This is a genomic window from Micromonospora rosaria (assembly GCF_001567585.1).
In the GTDB taxonomy this organism is placed as follows: Bacteria; Actinomycetota; Actinomycetes; order Mycobacteriales; family Micromonosporaceae; genus Micromonospora; species Micromonospora rosaria.
The window spans coordinates 21,612-36,975 of sequence record NZ_LRQV01000062.1; the positions used below are offsets into that span (position 1 = coordinate 21,612).

Here is a 15,364-nt window from a genome sequence, read left to right on the forward strand (position 1 = left end):
TCGTGGCACACCTGGCACGGCGACTGGGCGTACCCGACGCGGTGGTCGTCGGGTTGGGGTCGATGCTCGGCGCGGGCGTCTTCGTGGTCTTCGCCCCGGCCGCCGCGTCGGCCGGCGCGGCCGGGCTGCTGCTCGCGCTGGCGCTGGCCGGCTTCGTCGCGTTCTGCAACGCGACCAGTTCGGCCCGGCTGGCCGCCCGGTACCCCGAGTCCGGCGGCACCTACGTCTACGGGCGGGAACGGCTGACCCCGTTCGCCGGGTTCCTCGCCGGCTGGGGCTTCGTGGTCGGCAAGACGGCGAGCTGCGCGGCGATGGCGCTGACCATCGGCGCGTACCTCTGGCCGGGGCAGGCCCGGCTGGTCGCCGTCGGCGCGGTGCTCGCGGTGACCGGGGTGAACCTGCGCGGCATCGGCAAGACGGCGGCGGCGACCCGGCTCCTGGTCGCCCTCACCCTGGCCGTGCTCGCCACGGTGGCGGTGACCGGGGCGACCTTCGGTGGCCTCTCCGTCGCCCGCCTCGGCGACCTCGGCGACACCGGCGTCCGGGGCGTGCTCACCGCCGCCGGGCTGCTCTTCTTCGCCTTCGCCGGGTACGCCCGGATCGCCACCCTCGGCGAGGAGGTCCGCGACCCGGAGCGGACGATCCCCCGCGCGGTACCCCTGGCCCTGGGGATCGTCCTGCTGATCTACCTGACCCTGGCGGTGGTGGCGCTCGGGGTGCTCGGCGCCGACCGGCTCGCCGCCGCCGACGCGCCGCTGGCCGAGGTGGTCACCGCCGCCGGGCTGCCCGGCCTGGCCTGGGTCGTGCGGGCCGGGGCGACCGTCGCGGTGACCGGGGTCCTGCTCTCCCTGCTCGCCGGGGTCTCCCGGACCCTGCTGGCGATGGCCCGCCGCCGGGACCTGCCCGGGGCGCTGGCCGCCGTGCACCCCCGGTACCACGTGCCGCACCGCGCCGAACTGGCGGTGGCCGGGGTGGTGACCGGGGTGGTGGCGCTCGGCGACGTCCGGGGCGCGATCGGCTTCTCCGCCTGCACGGTGCTGGTCTACTACGCGATCACGAACGCCGCCGCGCTGACCCTGGGCCGCGACCGGACCCGACGGCTCCCGGTGCAGCTCCTCGCCGCGCTGGGGCTGGTCGGCTGCCTGGTGCTGGCCGTCAACCTGCCGTTGACCAGCGTCCTCGCCGGCTTCGGAGTGCTCGCCCTCGGCGCCACCTGGTACGCCCTGCGCCGCCACGTCCGGCCCTGACCGTCACCCGGTGTCCCGTGGATGACCGCGCCCGGTGTCCCGTGGATGACCGGCGCCCGCCGGTCCGGGTCAGTCCGGGTCGGCGGGACGGGGGGTGGGGAGGCCGGCGGGCTGCGGCGGGAGGGCCGGCGGGGGCGGGGAGGTCTGCCGCAGCAGCCAGCTCAGCCCGGCCCGGCGGGCGAGCACGATGAGCCGGTCCCCTGCGTTGATCACCATGCGTGGGTCGGGTGACCAGTCCACGCCGGAGTGCGCGGTCTGGCCGGCGGGGGTGTGCGCGATGAGGCGTACCCCGTCGGGTCGGCCCACGGCGGACAGTGGCGCGCCGTCGAACGCGGAGCCCGGGGCGACCGGCGCCTCGGCCACCACCAGGACGTGCCGGTCGAGCGGGATGGTGGCGATGACCGCCCGGTTCAGCAGGGCCCCGGTGAAGGAGGGGGCGGCCAGGTAGGAGACGCTGCGGGAGATGCCGATGTCGAAGGCGCTGGAGATCCGTTCGGCGAAGTCGTCGTCGAAGAGCCGCAGCACCACTCGCAGGTTCTCGTTGACCGCCCGGCCGTTGAGCGCGGCCTGGAGGTTCGCCACGTCGTCGGTGGAGACCACCACCAGCGCCTGGCAGTTCTCCACCGAGGCGGCGCGCAGCGTCTCCTCCCGCGCCGCGTCCCCCTCGATCAGCGGCACCCCGAGGCGGCGGGCCAGCGACGCGCCCCGGGCCTCCGGGTCCTTGTCGATCGCCACCACCTCGATGCCGAAGTCGTTGAGTTGGGCCATCACCCGGGTACCGACGTTGCCGAGCCCGACCACCACCACGTGCCCGGCGCGTTCGGCCTGGATGCGGCCGGCGTGCAGGGCGAGCCGGGCGTTGACGATCCCGTCCACCACCACGGCGGTGATCAGCGGGATCAGCGCCAGGCCGGCCAGGTTCAGCACCACCTGCATGATCTGCGCGGCGGCGTCCTTCTCGGTGTCCGGGTCGGCGCCGCTGAGCGTGGTGACCAGGGTCAGGTACAGCGCCTCGCCGGGGGAGACCTCCTCGGCGCGGGAGATCAGGTACCCGAGCAGGGCGATGACCCCGAGCACCGCGATGGTGGCGATGCCGAGCTTGCGGCTGGCGAAGCTGCGTACCGCGCGCAGGGTCATCAGCATCGGCCGGGGGCGGCGGGCCCGCACCAGGCGGCGGGCGGCCAGCTCGGTACCGGCCGGCTGGCCGGTCGCCTCGGCGAGGACCAGGTCCGCCGTGGACTCGTCGGCGGGCAGCAGCCGGATCCGGTGCGGGTCGCGGGTGTCGGCCACCCCGCACACCACGTCCTCCGGGCGTACGTCGACGCGGCGGGCGACGTGCAGCGTACGGCCCTGGTGCCGGAAGTACGTCGGGGCGACCTCGCCGAGCGCGGCGGCGACGAACGCCGGGGCGGCCATCGACGCGTCGGAGAGCACCGCCGAGTCGGGGAAGAGCTGCCGGACACCCCCGGCCAGTCGGGTGTTGAACATCCGCAGCACCAGCCGGACGTCCGGCTCGACGGCCTGCGCGCAGTACGCGGCGTGGATGTTGCCGACGTCGTCCTGGTGCAGCAGGGCCAGCCCCTCCGCACCGGCCAGCCCGGCCCGCCGGAACGCCTCCTCGTCCAACCGCTCCGCCTTGACCACCCGGATGCCCCGGATCGACCGGACGTCGGGGTTGTCGGGGCGACGCCGGGGCGGCACGACCACGGTGATCCGCACGGTGCCCGCCCGCTGCTCGGTGGCGAGCAGCCCCTTGACCACGTGGTACACCAGCGCGTCCTGGCCACAGACCACGTAGTGCGGCCGGGGGTCGCCGGTGCCGCGCCGCCGCAACCCGGACTCCACCGCGCGGCGGGCGATGTCCATCCAGGGCTCCGACATGTGCCGAATCGTAGTCAGCCGGTCGCACTCGGCGCAGCCCCGTGATCATGAACGTTCTTCCCGCCGCCGGCCCGCATGTCCCGGTTGCCGCCGGGTAGAGCACCCGCCGTGCAGACCTTCCTGCCCTATCCGGACTTCCTGGCCAGCGCCCGGGTGCTGGACCAGAAGCGGCTGGGCAAGCAGCGGGTGGAGGCCATCCAGGTGCTGCGCGGGCTCACCCGCCCCGGGTACGGCTGGCGCAACCACCCGGCGGTGAAGATGTGGGCCGGCTACGAGGAGGCGCTGGTCCGGTACGGCCTGGACGTCTGCGCGGTGTGGTGCGCGCCCGGCCGGGCGGACACCTGCGCGGCCACCCTGACCGCCGACCTCGCCGCCGCCGGTGGCCCGACCCGGGTACGCGGCCGGGCCGAGCTGGCCGAGGCCGGTGAGCTGCCGCCCTGGCTGGGCCGCGACGACCTGCACCGCAGCCACCAGTCGTCCCTGCTGCGCAAGGATCCCGAGCACTACCGCCGGTTCTTCGGCGACGTCCCGCCCGACCTGGAGTACGTCTGGCCCACCTCCGACCGCCCCCGGTGAAAGGAAGGGCCCCCTGTTAACGCTTTCTGTTGTATAGGGGCCCCCTCCTAACACCGCCGCCGGCGCGCGGGCACCCGCTGCCGACGCGGGGCGGGTGGCGGCGGGGGAGCCAGGGCGGCGTGGGGCGGGTTGCCGCGACGCATCATGATGGATCGATCACCGGGTGTCGTCGCGGAGGGCGGAGCATGCGCGCTCGTTGGTCCCTGCTGGGCGGAGCGGCGACCCTGGCCACCGCAGTGCTGGTCCCGATGCTGACGAATGCCGGGAGCACGCTGCTGCCGACGGACGGCGCGGCGCGGTGGCTCGCCGTCGGCGCGGCGGTCGTCCTGACCGGCTTGGCCGCGCTGGTCGAAGGGCGGGTGCGGCGGAGCAGCCGGCAGCCCGGGGAGGCGGACCCGGCGGCCGACGGCTCGGCCGCCGCCGGGGACCCCGAGGTACCTCGACAACTGCCCGCCCCACCGCCGGTCTTCACCGGGCGGGACGCCGCCCTCGCCGAGCTCGACCGGGCCCTGGACCGGCCGGCGGAGCAGCCGACCGGCGTGCCGGCCACGGCACGGATGGCGGTGATCATCGGTACCGGTGGCGTGGGCAAGACCGGCACGGCGGTGCACTGGGCCCACCTGCGCAGCGCGGACTTCCCGGACGGCCAGCTCTATGTGAACCTGCGCGGGTTCGACCCGACCCAGCCGCCGATGCCCGCCGCGACCGCGCTCCGTTCCCTGCTCACCGCCCTGCGCGTCGACCCGAAGGTCGTACCCGTCGATCCGGACGCCCAGGCCGCGCTCCTGCGGAGCACGCTGGCGCAGCGGCGGATGCTCGTCGTGGCGGACAACGCCCGGTACGCCGGCCAGGTCGAGCCGCTGCTGCCCGGCACCCCCACCTGCGCCATCCTGGTGACCAGCCGGCACGAACTGCCCGACCTGTACCTGCGCGGAGCGACGGCGGTACGCCTCGACGTGCTCGACCCGGCGGGCAGCCGGGAGCTGATCACCGGCCACCTCGGCGCCCGGCGGGTCGACGCCGAGCCCGCCGCCGTCTCGGAGCTGCTGGGGTTCTGCGCCGGGCTGCCCCTGGCGATCAGCATCGTCGCCGTCCGCGCGGTGACCCGGCCCCGCCTGCCGCTGCGGGAGATCTGCGCGGACCTGCGCGACGAGTCCGCCCGCCTCGACGGCCTGGGCACCGACGACCTCTCGGTGAACGTCCGCGCGGTGATCTCCTGGTCCTACCGGGCACTGGACGGCGACTCGGCCCGACTGTTCCGATTGCTGGGCACCGCGGCCGGTCCGGACGTCGGCCCGGCCGCCGCAGCCGCCCTCGCCGCCGTACCGGTCGCGCGGGCCCGGACGCTGCTGGCCACCCTGACCAGCGCCCACCTCGTGCAGGAGCACGTGCCCGGCCGGTACCGGATGCACGACCTGATCCGGCTCTTCGCCGTCGAGCAGCCCGACCCGGAGCGCACGGCGGCGTTCCGCCGGCTGGTCGACTTCTACCTGCACACCGCGCTCCGCGGCGCGGACCTGCTCGATCCGCACTGGCGCAGGGTCGACGTCGCGGCCCCGGTGGCGGGGGCCGCCCCGCTCGTCCTCACCACCGCCGACGCGGCGCGGAGCTGGTTCGACGCCGAGTACGAAAACCTGCTGGCGACCTCCCGGGCGGCCCGGGACCAGGACTGGCACCGGCTCGTCTGGCAACTCGCCGGGACGCTCGTCACCCACCAGCGGCAGCAGGGCCACAGCAGCGACTACATCGACACCTGGCGGCAGGGGCTGGCCGCCGCCGAGGCGCTCGACGATCCGAGCGCCCAGGCGTGGGCCCACCGGCAGCTCGGCCAGGCGTACTCCCGGGCCGAGCAGCACGACCGGGCGGACGAGCACCTGCACCGGGCGCTCACCCTCGCCGGGCAGGCGGACGACCTGGCCTGCGAGGCGGCGACCCGGCGAAGCCTCGCCCGTGCCTGGGCCCGGCGCGGGGACGACCGCCGGGCGCTCGCGCACGCCCAGCACGCCCTGCGGCTCTACCGGCGCCTCGACCCCGTCTCCCGGGCGCGGGCCCTGAACACCGTCGGGTGGTACCTGGCCCAGCTGCACCGGTACGAGCAGGCCCGCCGGCACTGCGCCGAGGCGCTCGCGCTGCACCGCGCGCACGGGTACGCCGATGGGGAGGCGCTCGCCCTGGACAGCCTCGGGTACCTCGACCGGATCGCCGGGCGGCACCAGGCGGCGGTGCGCCACCACCGGCAGGCCGCAGAGGTCTTCCGGCGCCTCGGCAACGCCTACAAGGAGGCGGACACCCTGGCGCACCTCGCCGAGGCGTACGCCGCCGCCGGCCAGCCGGACGAGGCCCGTACCGCCTGGCGACGCGCGCACGACCTGTACCGCGCCCAGCGGCGGCACACCCAGGCGGACCGGGTCCGCGACCGGCTCGTACCAGATCACCGGCCGGCGGCGGATGACCGCGACGCGGCCCCGCCGGAGCGGGCGGCCCACCCGCCCGGCCCGGAAGGGTGACCGGGCCGCCGAGCCCGGACCAGGCTGGGGAACCCGGACCAGGCTGGGGAAGGCGGACCGGGTCGGCCGTAGCAGCGCGCGCCAGCCGGCGGGACGGGGTGTCCTGCGGGAGACTGGGGTCCCACGGCCGGAGAGGTGCACATGGCGCTGTCGCAGCGGGTCGGGCGGCTCATCGGGGTACGGCAACACCGGGTCGACCCAGGCGGCGGTGGCCCGCGACGGGTGCCGCGCCCCGTCGACGCGGTGGTGGTCGGGGGCGGGATCGCCGGCATGTCGGCGGCGGTGGTGCTCGCCGAGCGGGGCGTACGGGTGACCGTGCTGGAGGCCGCGCCGAACCTCGGCGGCCGGCTCGGGGCCTGGCCGGAGCGGCTGGCCGACGGGACGCAGATGGTCGAGCACGGCTTCCACGCCTTCTTCCGGCAGTACTACAACTGGCGGGCGGTCCTGCGCCGGATCGACCCCGGCCTGGGTTTCCTGAAGCCGATCCCCGGTTACCCGGTGCTGTCCGCGCGGTGGCCGACCGAGGAGTTCGGCCGGCTGCCGCCCGCGCCGCCGCTGAACCTGCTCACCCTGCTGGCCCGCAGCCCCAGCCTGCGCCTCGACGACCTGCGGCGGATGGACCGGGACGCCGCGCTGCCGCTGCTCACCTACGACCCGGTCGGCACCTACGCCGACCTGGACGCCACCACCGCCGAGGAGTTGCTCGACTCGCTGCGGCTGCCGGACCGGGCGCGGGCGATGCTCTTCGAGGTCTTCTCGCACTCGTTCTTCAACCACGAGGCGGAGATGTCGGCCGCCGAGATGGTCGCCCAGTTCCACTTCTACCTGCTCGGCAACGGGGAGGGGTTGGCCTTCGACTGCCCGGACGAGGACTACGCCACGGCGATCTGGACGCCGCTGACCCGACACGTCGAGCGGCACGGCGGGCGGGTGCTGACCGGCACGGCCGCCACGGCGCTGCGCCGCGACGGCGACCGGTGGCGGGTGGAGACCGCCGACGGCACCGGGTACCCGGCCGGGCACGTGGTGCTCGCGGTCGACCCGCCGGCCCTGGCCGCGCTGGTCCGGGCCTCCCCCGAGCTGGCGACGGCGGCACCGGAGCTGGTGGCCCGGATGCCCGCGTTCGGCGTTCCCGGTCCGCCGTACGCGGTCGCCCGGTACTGGCTGGACGGGGACGTCTCCCGGCGGCGGGCGGTGTTCAGCGGGGTGTCCCGGCAGCCCACGCTGGACTCGGTGACCCTGTACCACCGGCTGGAGAACGAGCCCCGGATCTGGGCCGGGCGCACCGGCGGCTCGGTGGTCGAGCTGCACGCGTACGCCTGCGAGCCGGGGGTACCGGCCGAGGAACTGGCCGAACGGATGCGGGTCGAGCTGGGTACCCTCTGGCCGGAGTTCGCCGGCCTGCGGGTCCGCGAGCTGCGCGCCCGGGTGGAGGCGCAGGCCCCGGCGTTCGCCCCGGGCAGCCACGCCACCCGGCCCGGCGTACGGACCGACGCGGACGGGCTCTACCTGGCCGGGGACGGGATCGGCACGGAGTTCCCCAGCGCGCTGATGGAACGGTCGGCGGCGACCGGGATCGTCGCGGCGAACCACATCCTGCGCGCCGAGGGGGCCGCGACCGAACCGGTCCGGTCCATCCGGCCGCGCGGGCTGCTCGCCGGCCGGCGCTGACCCCCGCCCCGGTCCCGTCGCCGGCTCCCCGGCAAGGCCACACCTTTCTGCACCGGTTTTATTACAATTGCCCCGAAAGCGGTTCGGCGCTGCCGCCGCCAGGTCCGGCCCGGTGAGGGGAGAGCATGAACCCGACCAGCCGCCCCCGGTCGGGCCTCGTCGCAGCAGACGACCAGCGCCCGGTCGACGAGCGGCAGCCGGCCGCCGGCACGGGCGACGACCGCGCCGCCGTGGTGACCGCGCTCCGCCTCGGCTGGTGGCTCGCCGACGCCTTCCACCAGGTCCGGTGCGCGCCTGCGGAGTCGGGCGGCCGGGCGCCCGGTGGCCGGCCCGACAAGCTGTCCAACTTCACCGAGATGCCGGTGCGGCACCGGATGCGGATGTACCTGGACGGCGTCGACGTGGCCCTCGCCGACCTGGCCCGGTTGACCCGTGGCGACCGGCTGCTCCGGGCCACCCGCGCCGCCCACGCCCGGGTGGCGGCCCCCGACGCGGAGACCCCGGCGTGGGCCGGGGACCTGCTGGTCCTGCTCGACGACCTGAACCTGACCGTGCTGCGCTGGACGATGGCCACCGACCCCCGGATCGGCCGGGCGTACCGGTTGGGCCGGTCCCTGGCCGACACGGCCCGGGGCTGCGACCGGGACCCGCTGCTGTCCCGCTTCACGCAACGCCAGGCCGAGATCTCCCGCTGGCTGGCGGAGCTGGCCGGCGTGCTGCCCCCGTACTCGGCGGAGGTGGTCCGCCGGTCCCTCGCCGACTGGACCGGGGCCGTGCGGACGGCGGGCGCCGGGGTGGTCCCCGACGGGGCGCCGGACCTGGCGGCCCTGGGTGCCGAGATCCGGGAGCAGGGGGAACGGTGGCGCAGTGTGCTCACCGGCGGCCTGCATCCCCGGGACCTGCTCGACGAGGACGACTACGCCCGGGTGGCCCGTAACCTGATCATCCGGGACCGGCGGCTGGTGGTCGAGGCGACCCGGGGCATCTTCGTCCCGGTGCTCGTACCGCTGCTCGGCGCCCTGCTCGCGGTGGTCGCGGTGAGCGCCGTCGCGGCCAGCGGGTCGCCGGCCACCCGGGGCGCGGTGGCCCTGCTCGGGCTGGGTGCCGGACTCGCCGCGATCTGGCGTTCGGTCTCGCGGGGGGCGCTGGCCGTCGCCGGCGAGGTCAACCGTCCGCTGGTCGACACCGAGTTGACGGTCCGGATGGCCGACCGGCTGAGCCGGCCGCTGCACCGGGCCCGGTCCGTCGCGGCGGCCCGGCACCGGCGCAGACCTCCACCGGAGCGGGAACCGGGGGCGGTGGCTCGGGCGGGCCCGCACCCGTGGGCGTAGGCTCGAAGCGGGGTCGGCGCGCACGGATGCCCGGTGGGTCGCGCAGGGATGCCCGGTGGGTGGAGCGCGGGCACCATGTGTGGAGTTGGAGCCCCCGGCCGGGATCGAACCGGCGACATCTCGCTTACAAGGCGAGTGCTCTGGCCAGCTGAGCTACAGGGGCGCGATCGGAGCAGGAAATGCCCCCGTGCCGATCGTTCGACCGTCAGCATAGCGACTGACGTCGCGTTATCCCGCGCCGCTGGGCTTCTCACCACTGGAAACGTCGATTTCCTGACCCGATGTAACGGAATCCGGACGGGGGACGCTGCACTCGCCGGTGCCGATTGATACCCCGCCGTGCCCGAGTGACCGAAATGCCCACACGGAACCGTCCCAATCATGAACTCTCTTCTTGGCAGCTCGGCGAAAGCCGTTTACCGTGCAGTGACACGGACGACACTCCGGTGCGCCCGTGGGCCGGCACGGCTCCCGTGCCGGTCGCTCCTTCACTCGGATCGTCCGGCACGTTCCTGCCGGTGAAAGGAAGCGTCAACCCCTCATGGCTACGGTCACCTACGCCAAGGCGTCCCGGATCTACCCGGGCACCGAGCGTCCCGCAGTGAACCAGCTCGACCTCCAGATCGGCGACGGGGAGTTCCTCGTCCTGGTCGGCCCCTCCGGCTGCGGCAAGTCCACCAGCCTGCGGATGCTCGCCGGGCTGGAGGACGTCGACGACGGCGCGATCTACATCGACGACCGCGACGTCACCCACCTGCCGCCGAAGGCCCGCGACATCGCGATGGTCTTCCAGAACTACGCCCTCTACCCGCACATGTCGGTGTACGAGAACATGGCGTTCGCGCTCAAGCTGCGCAAGACCCCCAAGTCGGAGATCGACCGCCGGGTGAAGGAAGCCGCCGCGCTGCTCCAGCTGGAGGAGTACCTCAGCCGCAAGCCGAAGGCGCTCTCCGGTGGTCAGCGCCAGCGGGTCGCGATGGGCCGGGCGATCGTCCGCGAGCCCCAGGTCTTCCTCATGGACGAGCCGCTGTCGAACCTCGACGCCAAGCTGCGTGTCCAGACCCGTACCCAGATCGCCTCGCTCCAGGCCAAGCTCGGTGTCACCACCGTCTACGTCACCCACGACCAGGTCGAGGCCATGACCATGGGCCACCGGGTGGCGGTCATGCTCGACGGTGTCCTCCAGCAGGTGGACACCCCGCGGGCGCTGTACGACACCCCGGCCAACGTCTTCGTCGCCGGCTTCATGGGCTCCCCCGCCATGAACATCAAGACCGTGCCGCTGAGCGACCAGGGCGCGGCCTTCGCCGAGCTGCTCGTCCCGCTCACCCGCGAGCAGGTCGAGGCGGCCCGGGCCGAGGGCGGCAACAACAAGGTGACCGTGGGCTTCCGGCCCGAGGACTGCGACCTGGTCAGCCCGACCGAGGGCGGCATGCCGGTCGTGGTCGAGCTGGTCGAGGACCTCGGCTCGGACGCCAACGTCTACGGCCACGCCGCGCTGGAGGGCTCGAACGAGCGCTTCGTGGTCCGCACCGACCGCCGGCACATGCCGAACATGGGTGACACCGTGTTCGTCAAGCCGCGTACCGGCCGCAGCCACGTCTTCAACGCCGCGACCGGCCACCGGATCTGAACCACCACCCGAAAGGGGCGGTCCGCTTCGTGCGGGCCGCCCCTTCTCGGTACGGGTCCGGGTCGTCGCCGGGCCGGTCCGGCCTGATCGCCGACCGGCCGGTCAGGCGGTGGCGCGGCGGCGGGCCACCTCGGCGAGGGTGACGGCGGCGGCGACGCTGGCGTTGAGCGACTCCACCTCGGAGATCATCGGGATGCTCACGGTGAGGTCGCAGGTCTCGCCGACCAGGCGGGACAGCCCGCGCCCCTCCGAACCGACCACCACGACCAGCGGGCCGACCGCCGCCTCCAGGTCGTACAGGTCGGTGTCGCCGTCGGCGTCCAACCCGACCACCATGAAGCCGGCGTTCTGGCAGGCCTTCAACGAGCGGGTCAGGTTGGTCACCTGGGCGACGGGAACCCGGGCCGCCGCGCCGGCGCTGGTACGCCAGGCGGTCGCGGTGATCCCGGCGGCCCGCCGCTCGGGGACGAACACCCCCTGCGCGCCGAACGCGGCAGCCGACCGGATCACCGCGCCGAGGTTGCGCGGGTCGGTGACCCCGTCCAGCGCCACCAGCAGCGGGGCCGGTTGCTCCAGCGCCGCCGCCAGCAGGTCCTCGAACAGCTCGTACGCGAAGGTGGGCACCTGGAGCCCGATGCCCTGGTGCAGCACGCCACCGGTCATCCGGTCCAGCTCGGCGCGGCTGATCTCCAGGATGGCGATGCCCCGGTCGGCGGCGGTCCGCACGATCTCGTTGACCCGGTCGTCGATCTCGATGCCCTGGGCGGTGTACAGCGCGGTCGCCGGCACCTGGGCGCGCAGCGCCTCCAGCACCGGGTTCCGGCCGAGCAGCAGCTCCGGGCCGTCCTTGCTCGGGTTGGACTTGCGGCCGGGGGCGACCCGGGGGCCGCTGCGGGCGGGTGCCCCCTTGCCCCGGCTGGGCCGCAGCGGGACACCGGCCCGGCTGCCCTTGCCCCAGGTGGTGTCCTTCGTGCCGGGCTGGCCGATCTTGGGCGCGCGGCCCTCCTCGGCCGCCGCCCGACGCTCCTTCTCCTGCTTCCAGGCGGTGCGCTCGGGCAGCTTCTCGGTGCCCGAGTACGCCTTGTGCCACGGTCGCTCATCGGCGGGCAGGGTCCGGCCCCGCCCGGCGAGCGCGTCCCGGTTCTTGCCGCCCGAGCCCTTGACGGCGCCCTTCTTCGGGGCCAGCCGCCGTCCACGGCGCTGCGAGTTACCGGCCATCAGTCCTGCTCTCCAATAGTCCAACGCGGCCCCTGCGGGGTGTCCTCGACCACCACACCGGCCTGCTTGAGCTGGTCCCGTACCGTGTCGGCGGCGGCCCAGTCCTTACGGCCACGCGCCTGCGCCCGCTGTTCGAGCGCCAACGCGACCAGGGAGTCCACCACGCCGCGCAGGTCGTCCGGCCGGCCACCACCGGACCAGGCCGGATCGAGGGGGTCGACCCCGAGGATATCCAGCATCGCGCGGACGGCGGCCAGTGCCGTGCGTACGGTCACAACGTCGTCGCCGCCCAGCGCGGTGTTGCCGTCCCGGACGACGTCCTGGAGCACGGCGAGCGCGGCGGAGGTGTTGAGGTCGTCGTCCATCGCGGCGACGAAGCCGGGGGGCAGCTCACCGAGCTGACCGGGGCCGACCCGTTCCGCCGCCCGCTGCACGAACCCCTCGATACGCCGGTAGCCGGTCGCCCAGTCCCGCAGGTTGTCCTCGGTGTAGTCGATCCGGGACCGGTAGTGCACGGCGGCGAAGTAGTAGCGCAGCTCCACCGCACGTACCCCGAGCGAGTCGACGTACGCCAGGTCGAGGGCGTTGCCGGCGGACTTGCCCATCTTGGCGCCGCCGAGGCTGAGCAGCCCGTGGTGCACCCAGTACCGGGCGAAGGGCAGGCCGGCCGCCTGGGACTGGGCGATCTCGTTCTCGTGGTGCGGGAAGGTGAGGTCCAGCCCGCCACCGTGGATGTCGAACTCGGGCCCGAGGTAGCGCCAGCACATCGCCGAGCACTCGATGTGCCAGCCGGGTCGACCCCGCCCCCACGGCGACGGCCAGTACGCGTCGGCCGGCTCGTCGGGCTTGGCGCCCTTCCACAGGGCGAAGTCCCGGGGGTCCCGCTTGCCCCGGTCGGGGGCGTCGCAGGCCGACTGCATGTCGTCCGGGGACTGCCCGGACAGGGCCCCGTACGCCGGCCAGGAGGCGACGTCGAAGTAGACGTCACCGGAGTCGTCGGTGGCCGGGTAGGCGTGCCCGTCGGCGATCAGCCGGGTGATCAGCTCGTGCATCTCCGGGACGTGCCCGGTGGCCCGGGGTTCGTACGTCGGCGGCAACACGTTGAGTGACCGGTACGCTCCGGCCAGGATCTGCTCGTTGGCGTACGCGATCGACCAGAACGGCCGCCCCTGCTCCTGCGCCTTGACCAGGATCTTGTCATCGATGTCGGTCACGTTCCGGATGAAGGTGACCGCGAAGCCCTTCGCCAGCAACCAGCGACGGAGCACGTCGTAGTTGACACCCGATCTAAGGTGACCGATGTGTGGTGGCGCCTGGAGGGTGAGACCACACAGGTAGACCCCCACCTTGCCGGCTTCCCGGGGGACGAAGTCCCGGACCGTTCTGGTGGCGGTGTCATACAGGCGTAGCGTCACCGTACAAGGGTAGCTGTCGGTCACCTGACGGGTAGCCCCGGAACCGGTCGTACGCTCCTGACGTGGACACGGCGGCACAGCCCGAACGGACGACCTCGCGTCCGGGCACCCCAACGAACCGGAACGGCGGCGGCCCGGCGGTAAGCAGCCCGGCGGTCGGCGGCGGCCCGGCGGCCCGGCCGGGCGAGACGGCGCAGACCCTGGACCGGGGGCTGCGCCTGCTGCACCTGGTCGCCGACGCCCCGGACGGACTCACCGTCACCGAGGCGGCGCACCGCCTGGGCATCGGCCGGGCGGCGGTGTACCGGCTGGTGGGTGCGCTGGCCGGACACGGCATGCTGCGCCGCGACGGGCGCGGGCGGCTGCGGCTCGGCGCCGGCCTGCTGCACCTGGCCCGGCGGGCCCAGCCGCTGCTGGCCGAGGGGGCGCTGCCCGCGCTGCGCCGGCTCGCCGAACAGACCGGTGCCACCGCCCACCTGACCGTGGTGGAGGGCGACGAGGGGGTCGCCCTGGCCGTGGTGGAGCCGAGCTGGACGTCGTTCCACGTGGCGTACCGGACCGGGGCCCGGCACCCGCTGGAGCGCGGCGCCGCCGGGCAGGCCATCCTCGCCGGCCGGGCCGGCTCCCCGGGGCCGGTCAGCACCGCCGGGGAACTCCAGGCCGGGGCGTACGGCGTCGCCGCGCCGGTGCTCGGCGTGCCCGGCCTGGAGGCGAGCGTCGGGGTGGTGGCTCTGGCCCCGTTGGACGCCGACGAGGTGGGCGGCCAGGTCCGCGCCGCCGCCGCGGCGATCGTCGCCGCCCTCGCCTGAAGCCGCTCCTATATCACAATCGACGGTCGCGGTTCGGGTTATCCACAAGGGACGGACGGGGCGAACACGGGCGTTGTCCACAGGGGTGTCGCGGGGGGTCACCCGGCGGTCACCCTGATCGGTATGCCTCCACGCGCCCAGCGTCCCCGCTCCCTCGCGTTCCAGGTCTTCCGTGGCTCCGAAGCGGTCCGGTGCGGCCTGCTCACCAAACACCAGCTCCGCAGCTCCGCGTGGCTGCGGGTCCGGCACGACGTCTACGCCGACGCGCGGCTCGACCGTGACCACACCCTGGCCTGCCGGGCGGTGGCGCTGCGGCTGCCCGCCACGGTGCTGCTCGCCGGGCCGTCGGCCGCCTACCTGCACGGGGTGGAGCACGCCGCCTCCTTCGCCGACGACGTCCACGTGCTCACCACGGGCGCGGTCCGGGTCGCCGCCCAGCACGGCGTGCGGGTGCACACCAGCCAGTCCGACGCGGTCCCCGCCCCGGCGGGGGCGTTCCGGTCGCCCACCACCGACCGGGCCGGCCCGGTGCCGGCCGGGCTGCCTCAGGCCGGGTCACCGGCCGGGCTGACTCAGGCCGGGTCACCGGCTGAGCTGACCGGGGACGCGCCGCCGGCCGGGTTGATCGGGGACGGGCCGCCGGCCGGGTTGATCCAGGTCGGGCCGCCGGCCCGGTCGGGCCCGGCCGACGCCGCCTGGGAGACGGCGGCCTGGCTGGAGCCGGCCCACGCGGTGGGCATCATCGACACCCTGCTCCGCCGGGGGCTGACCGACCACGCCGCCCTCGACGCGGTGCTCACCGAGCGGGCGGGTCAGCCCGGCAGCCGCCGGGCCGGGCTGGCGTTCGGCCTGGCCGACCCGGCCGCGCAGTCGCCACCCGAGTCCCACCTGCGGGTCCGACTGGTGCTGGCCGGGCTGCCCCGCCCGGTCGCCCAGCACCCGATCCGGCTGCCCTCCGGCCGGCTGCTCCACGTCGACCTGGCCTGGCCCGCGTTCCGGGTGGCGGTCGAGTGCGCCGGGCCGGGGCCCGCCGACCACGAGCAGCTTCACCGGGACCGGGAACGCCGCCGCCAGTT

Annotated in this window: 11 protein-coding genes and 1 tRNA gene; 8 read left to right on the plus strand and 4 right to left on the minus strand. The window is 74.9% G+C overall.

Features of this window, described 5'->3' with window-relative positions; genetic code table 11:
• Positions 1 to 2 precede the first annotated feature (2 nt).
• The gene (locus AWW66_RS17585; protein WP_157527526.1) at positions 3 to 1,247 is read left to right on the plus strand and encodes an APC family permease; all 1,245 of its coding nucleotides are present in this window, start codon (positions 3 to 5) and stop codon (positions 1,245 to 1,247) included.
• Between the two features lie 69 nt (positions 1,248 to 1,316).
• On the opposite strand, the gene AWW66_RS17590 is transcribed toward AWW66_RS17585, so the two are convergent.
• Positions 1,317 to 3,128, minus strand: coding sequence for a potassium channel family protein (locus AWW66_RS17590; RefSeq protein ID WP_083978583.1), 1,812 nt, complete (start codon positions 3,126 to 3,128; stop codon positions 1,317 to 1,319).
• A 108-nt stretch (positions 3,129 to 3,236) separates the two neighbouring features.
• On the opposite strand from AWW66_RS17590, the gene AWW66_RS17595 reads away from it, so the two are divergent.
• From AWW66_RS17595 to AWW66_RS17610, 4 genes are all read left to right on the plus strand, one after another.
• Positions 3,237 to 3,704, plus strand: a complete 468-nt coding sequence (locus tag AWW66_RS17595) for an MSMEG_6728 family protein (RefSeq protein ID WP_067367346.1) — start codon at positions 3,237 to 3,239, stop codon at positions 3,702 to 3,704.
• A 185-nt stretch (positions 3,705 to 3,889) separates the two neighbouring features.
• Complete coding sequence (locus tag AWW66_RS17600) at positions 3,890 to 6,211, plus strand: ATP-binding protein (RefSeq protein WP_157527528.1); 2,322 nt, start codon at positions 3,890 to 3,892, stop codon at positions 6,209 to 6,211.
• A 141-nt stretch (positions 6,212 to 6,352) separates the two neighbouring features.
• The gene (locus tag AWW66_RS17605; RefSeq protein WP_067367352.1) at positions 6,353 to 7,882 is read left to right on the plus strand and encodes a hydroxysqualene dehydroxylase; all 1,530 of its coding nucleotides are present in this window, start codon (positions 6,353 to 6,355) and stop codon (positions 7,880 to 7,882) included.
• Between the two features lie 125 nt (positions 7,883 to 8,007).
• Positions 8,008 to 9,213, plus strand: a complete 1,206-nt coding sequence (locus tag AWW66_RS17610; protein ID WP_157527530.1) for a hypothetical protein — start codon at positions 8,008 to 8,010, stop codon at positions 9,211 to 9,213.
• Between the two features lie 86 nt (positions 9,214 to 9,299).
• On the opposite strand, the gene AWW66_RS17615 is transcribed toward AWW66_RS17610, so the two are convergent.
• Positions 9,300 to 9,376 (minus strand) — tRNA-Thr (locus tag AWW66_RS17615).
• A gap of 378 nt (positions 9,377 to 9,754) precedes the next feature.
• Between AWW66_RS17615 and AWW66_RS17620 the strand changes: the two genes are divergently transcribed.
• On the plus strand, positions 9,755 to 10,846 hold the full coding sequence (locus tag AWW66_RS17620; protein WP_067367355.1) for an ABC transporter ATP-binding protein: 1,092 nt from the start codon (positions 9,755 to 9,757) through the stop codon (positions 10,844 to 10,846).
• A 102-nt stretch (positions 10,847 to 10,948) separates the two neighbouring features.
• Here the strand turns inward: AWW66_RS17620 and rlmB are convergent, their stop codons facing one another.
• Positions 10,949 to 12,064, minus strand: coding sequence for a 23S rRNA (guanosine(2251)-2'-O)-methyltransferase RlmB (gene rlmB, locus AWW66_RS17625; protein WP_067367358.1), 1,116 nt, complete (start codon positions 12,062 to 12,064; stop codon positions 10,949 to 10,951).
• A complete protein-coding gene (cysS, locus tag AWW66_RS17630) occupies positions 12,064 to 13,479 on the minus strand; it encodes a cysteine--tRNA ligase (RefSeq protein WP_067367361.1) in 1,416 nt (471 codons plus the stop codon). Before cysS ends, rlmB begins: the two co-directional genes overlap by 1 nt.
• A 200-nt stretch (positions 13,480 to 13,679) precedes the next feature.
• On the opposite strand from cysS, the gene AWW66_RS17635 reads away from it, so the two are divergent.
• Complete coding sequence (locus tag AWW66_RS17635) at positions 13,680 to 14,288, plus strand: helix-turn-helix domain-containing protein (RefSeq protein WP_067367388.1); 609 nt, start codon at positions 13,680 to 13,682, stop codon at positions 14,286 to 14,288.
• 123 nt (positions 14,289 to 14,411) lie between these two features.
• Positions 14,412 to 15,364: hypothetical protein (locus tag AWW66_RS17640; protein ID WP_067367364.1), on the plus strand; the 953-nt coding region annotated here is incomplete at its 3' end.

What these genes read in the sequence shown, in the direction of transcription:
- AWW66_RS17590 (WP_083978583.1), bottom strand. Translation starts at nt 3,128, where the DNA reads ATGTCGGAGCCCTGGATGGACATCGCCCGCCGCGCGGTGGAGTCCGGG.
- AWW66_RS17600 (WP_157527528.1), top strand. Translation starts at nt 3,890, where the DNA reads ATGCGCGCTCGTTGGTCCCTGCTGGGCGGAGCGGCGACCCTGGCCACC.
- AWW66_RS17605 (WP_067367352.1), top strand. Translation starts at nt 6,353, where the DNA reads ATGGCGCTGTCGCAGCGGGTCGGGCGGCTCATCGGGGTACGGCAACAC.
- AWW66_RS17610 (WP_157527530.1), top strand. Translation starts at nt 8,008, where the DNA reads ATGAACCCGACCAGCCGCCCCCGGTCGGGCCTCGTCGCAGCAGACGAC.
- AWW66_RS17620 (WP_067367355.1), top strand. Translation starts at nt 9,755, where the DNA reads ATGGCTACGGTCACCTACGCCAAGGCGTCCCGGATCTACCCGGGCACC.
- rlmB (WP_067367358.1), bottom strand. Translation starts at nt 12,064, where the DNA reads ATGGCCGGTAACTCGCAGCGCCGTGGACGGCGGCTGGCCCCGAAGAAG.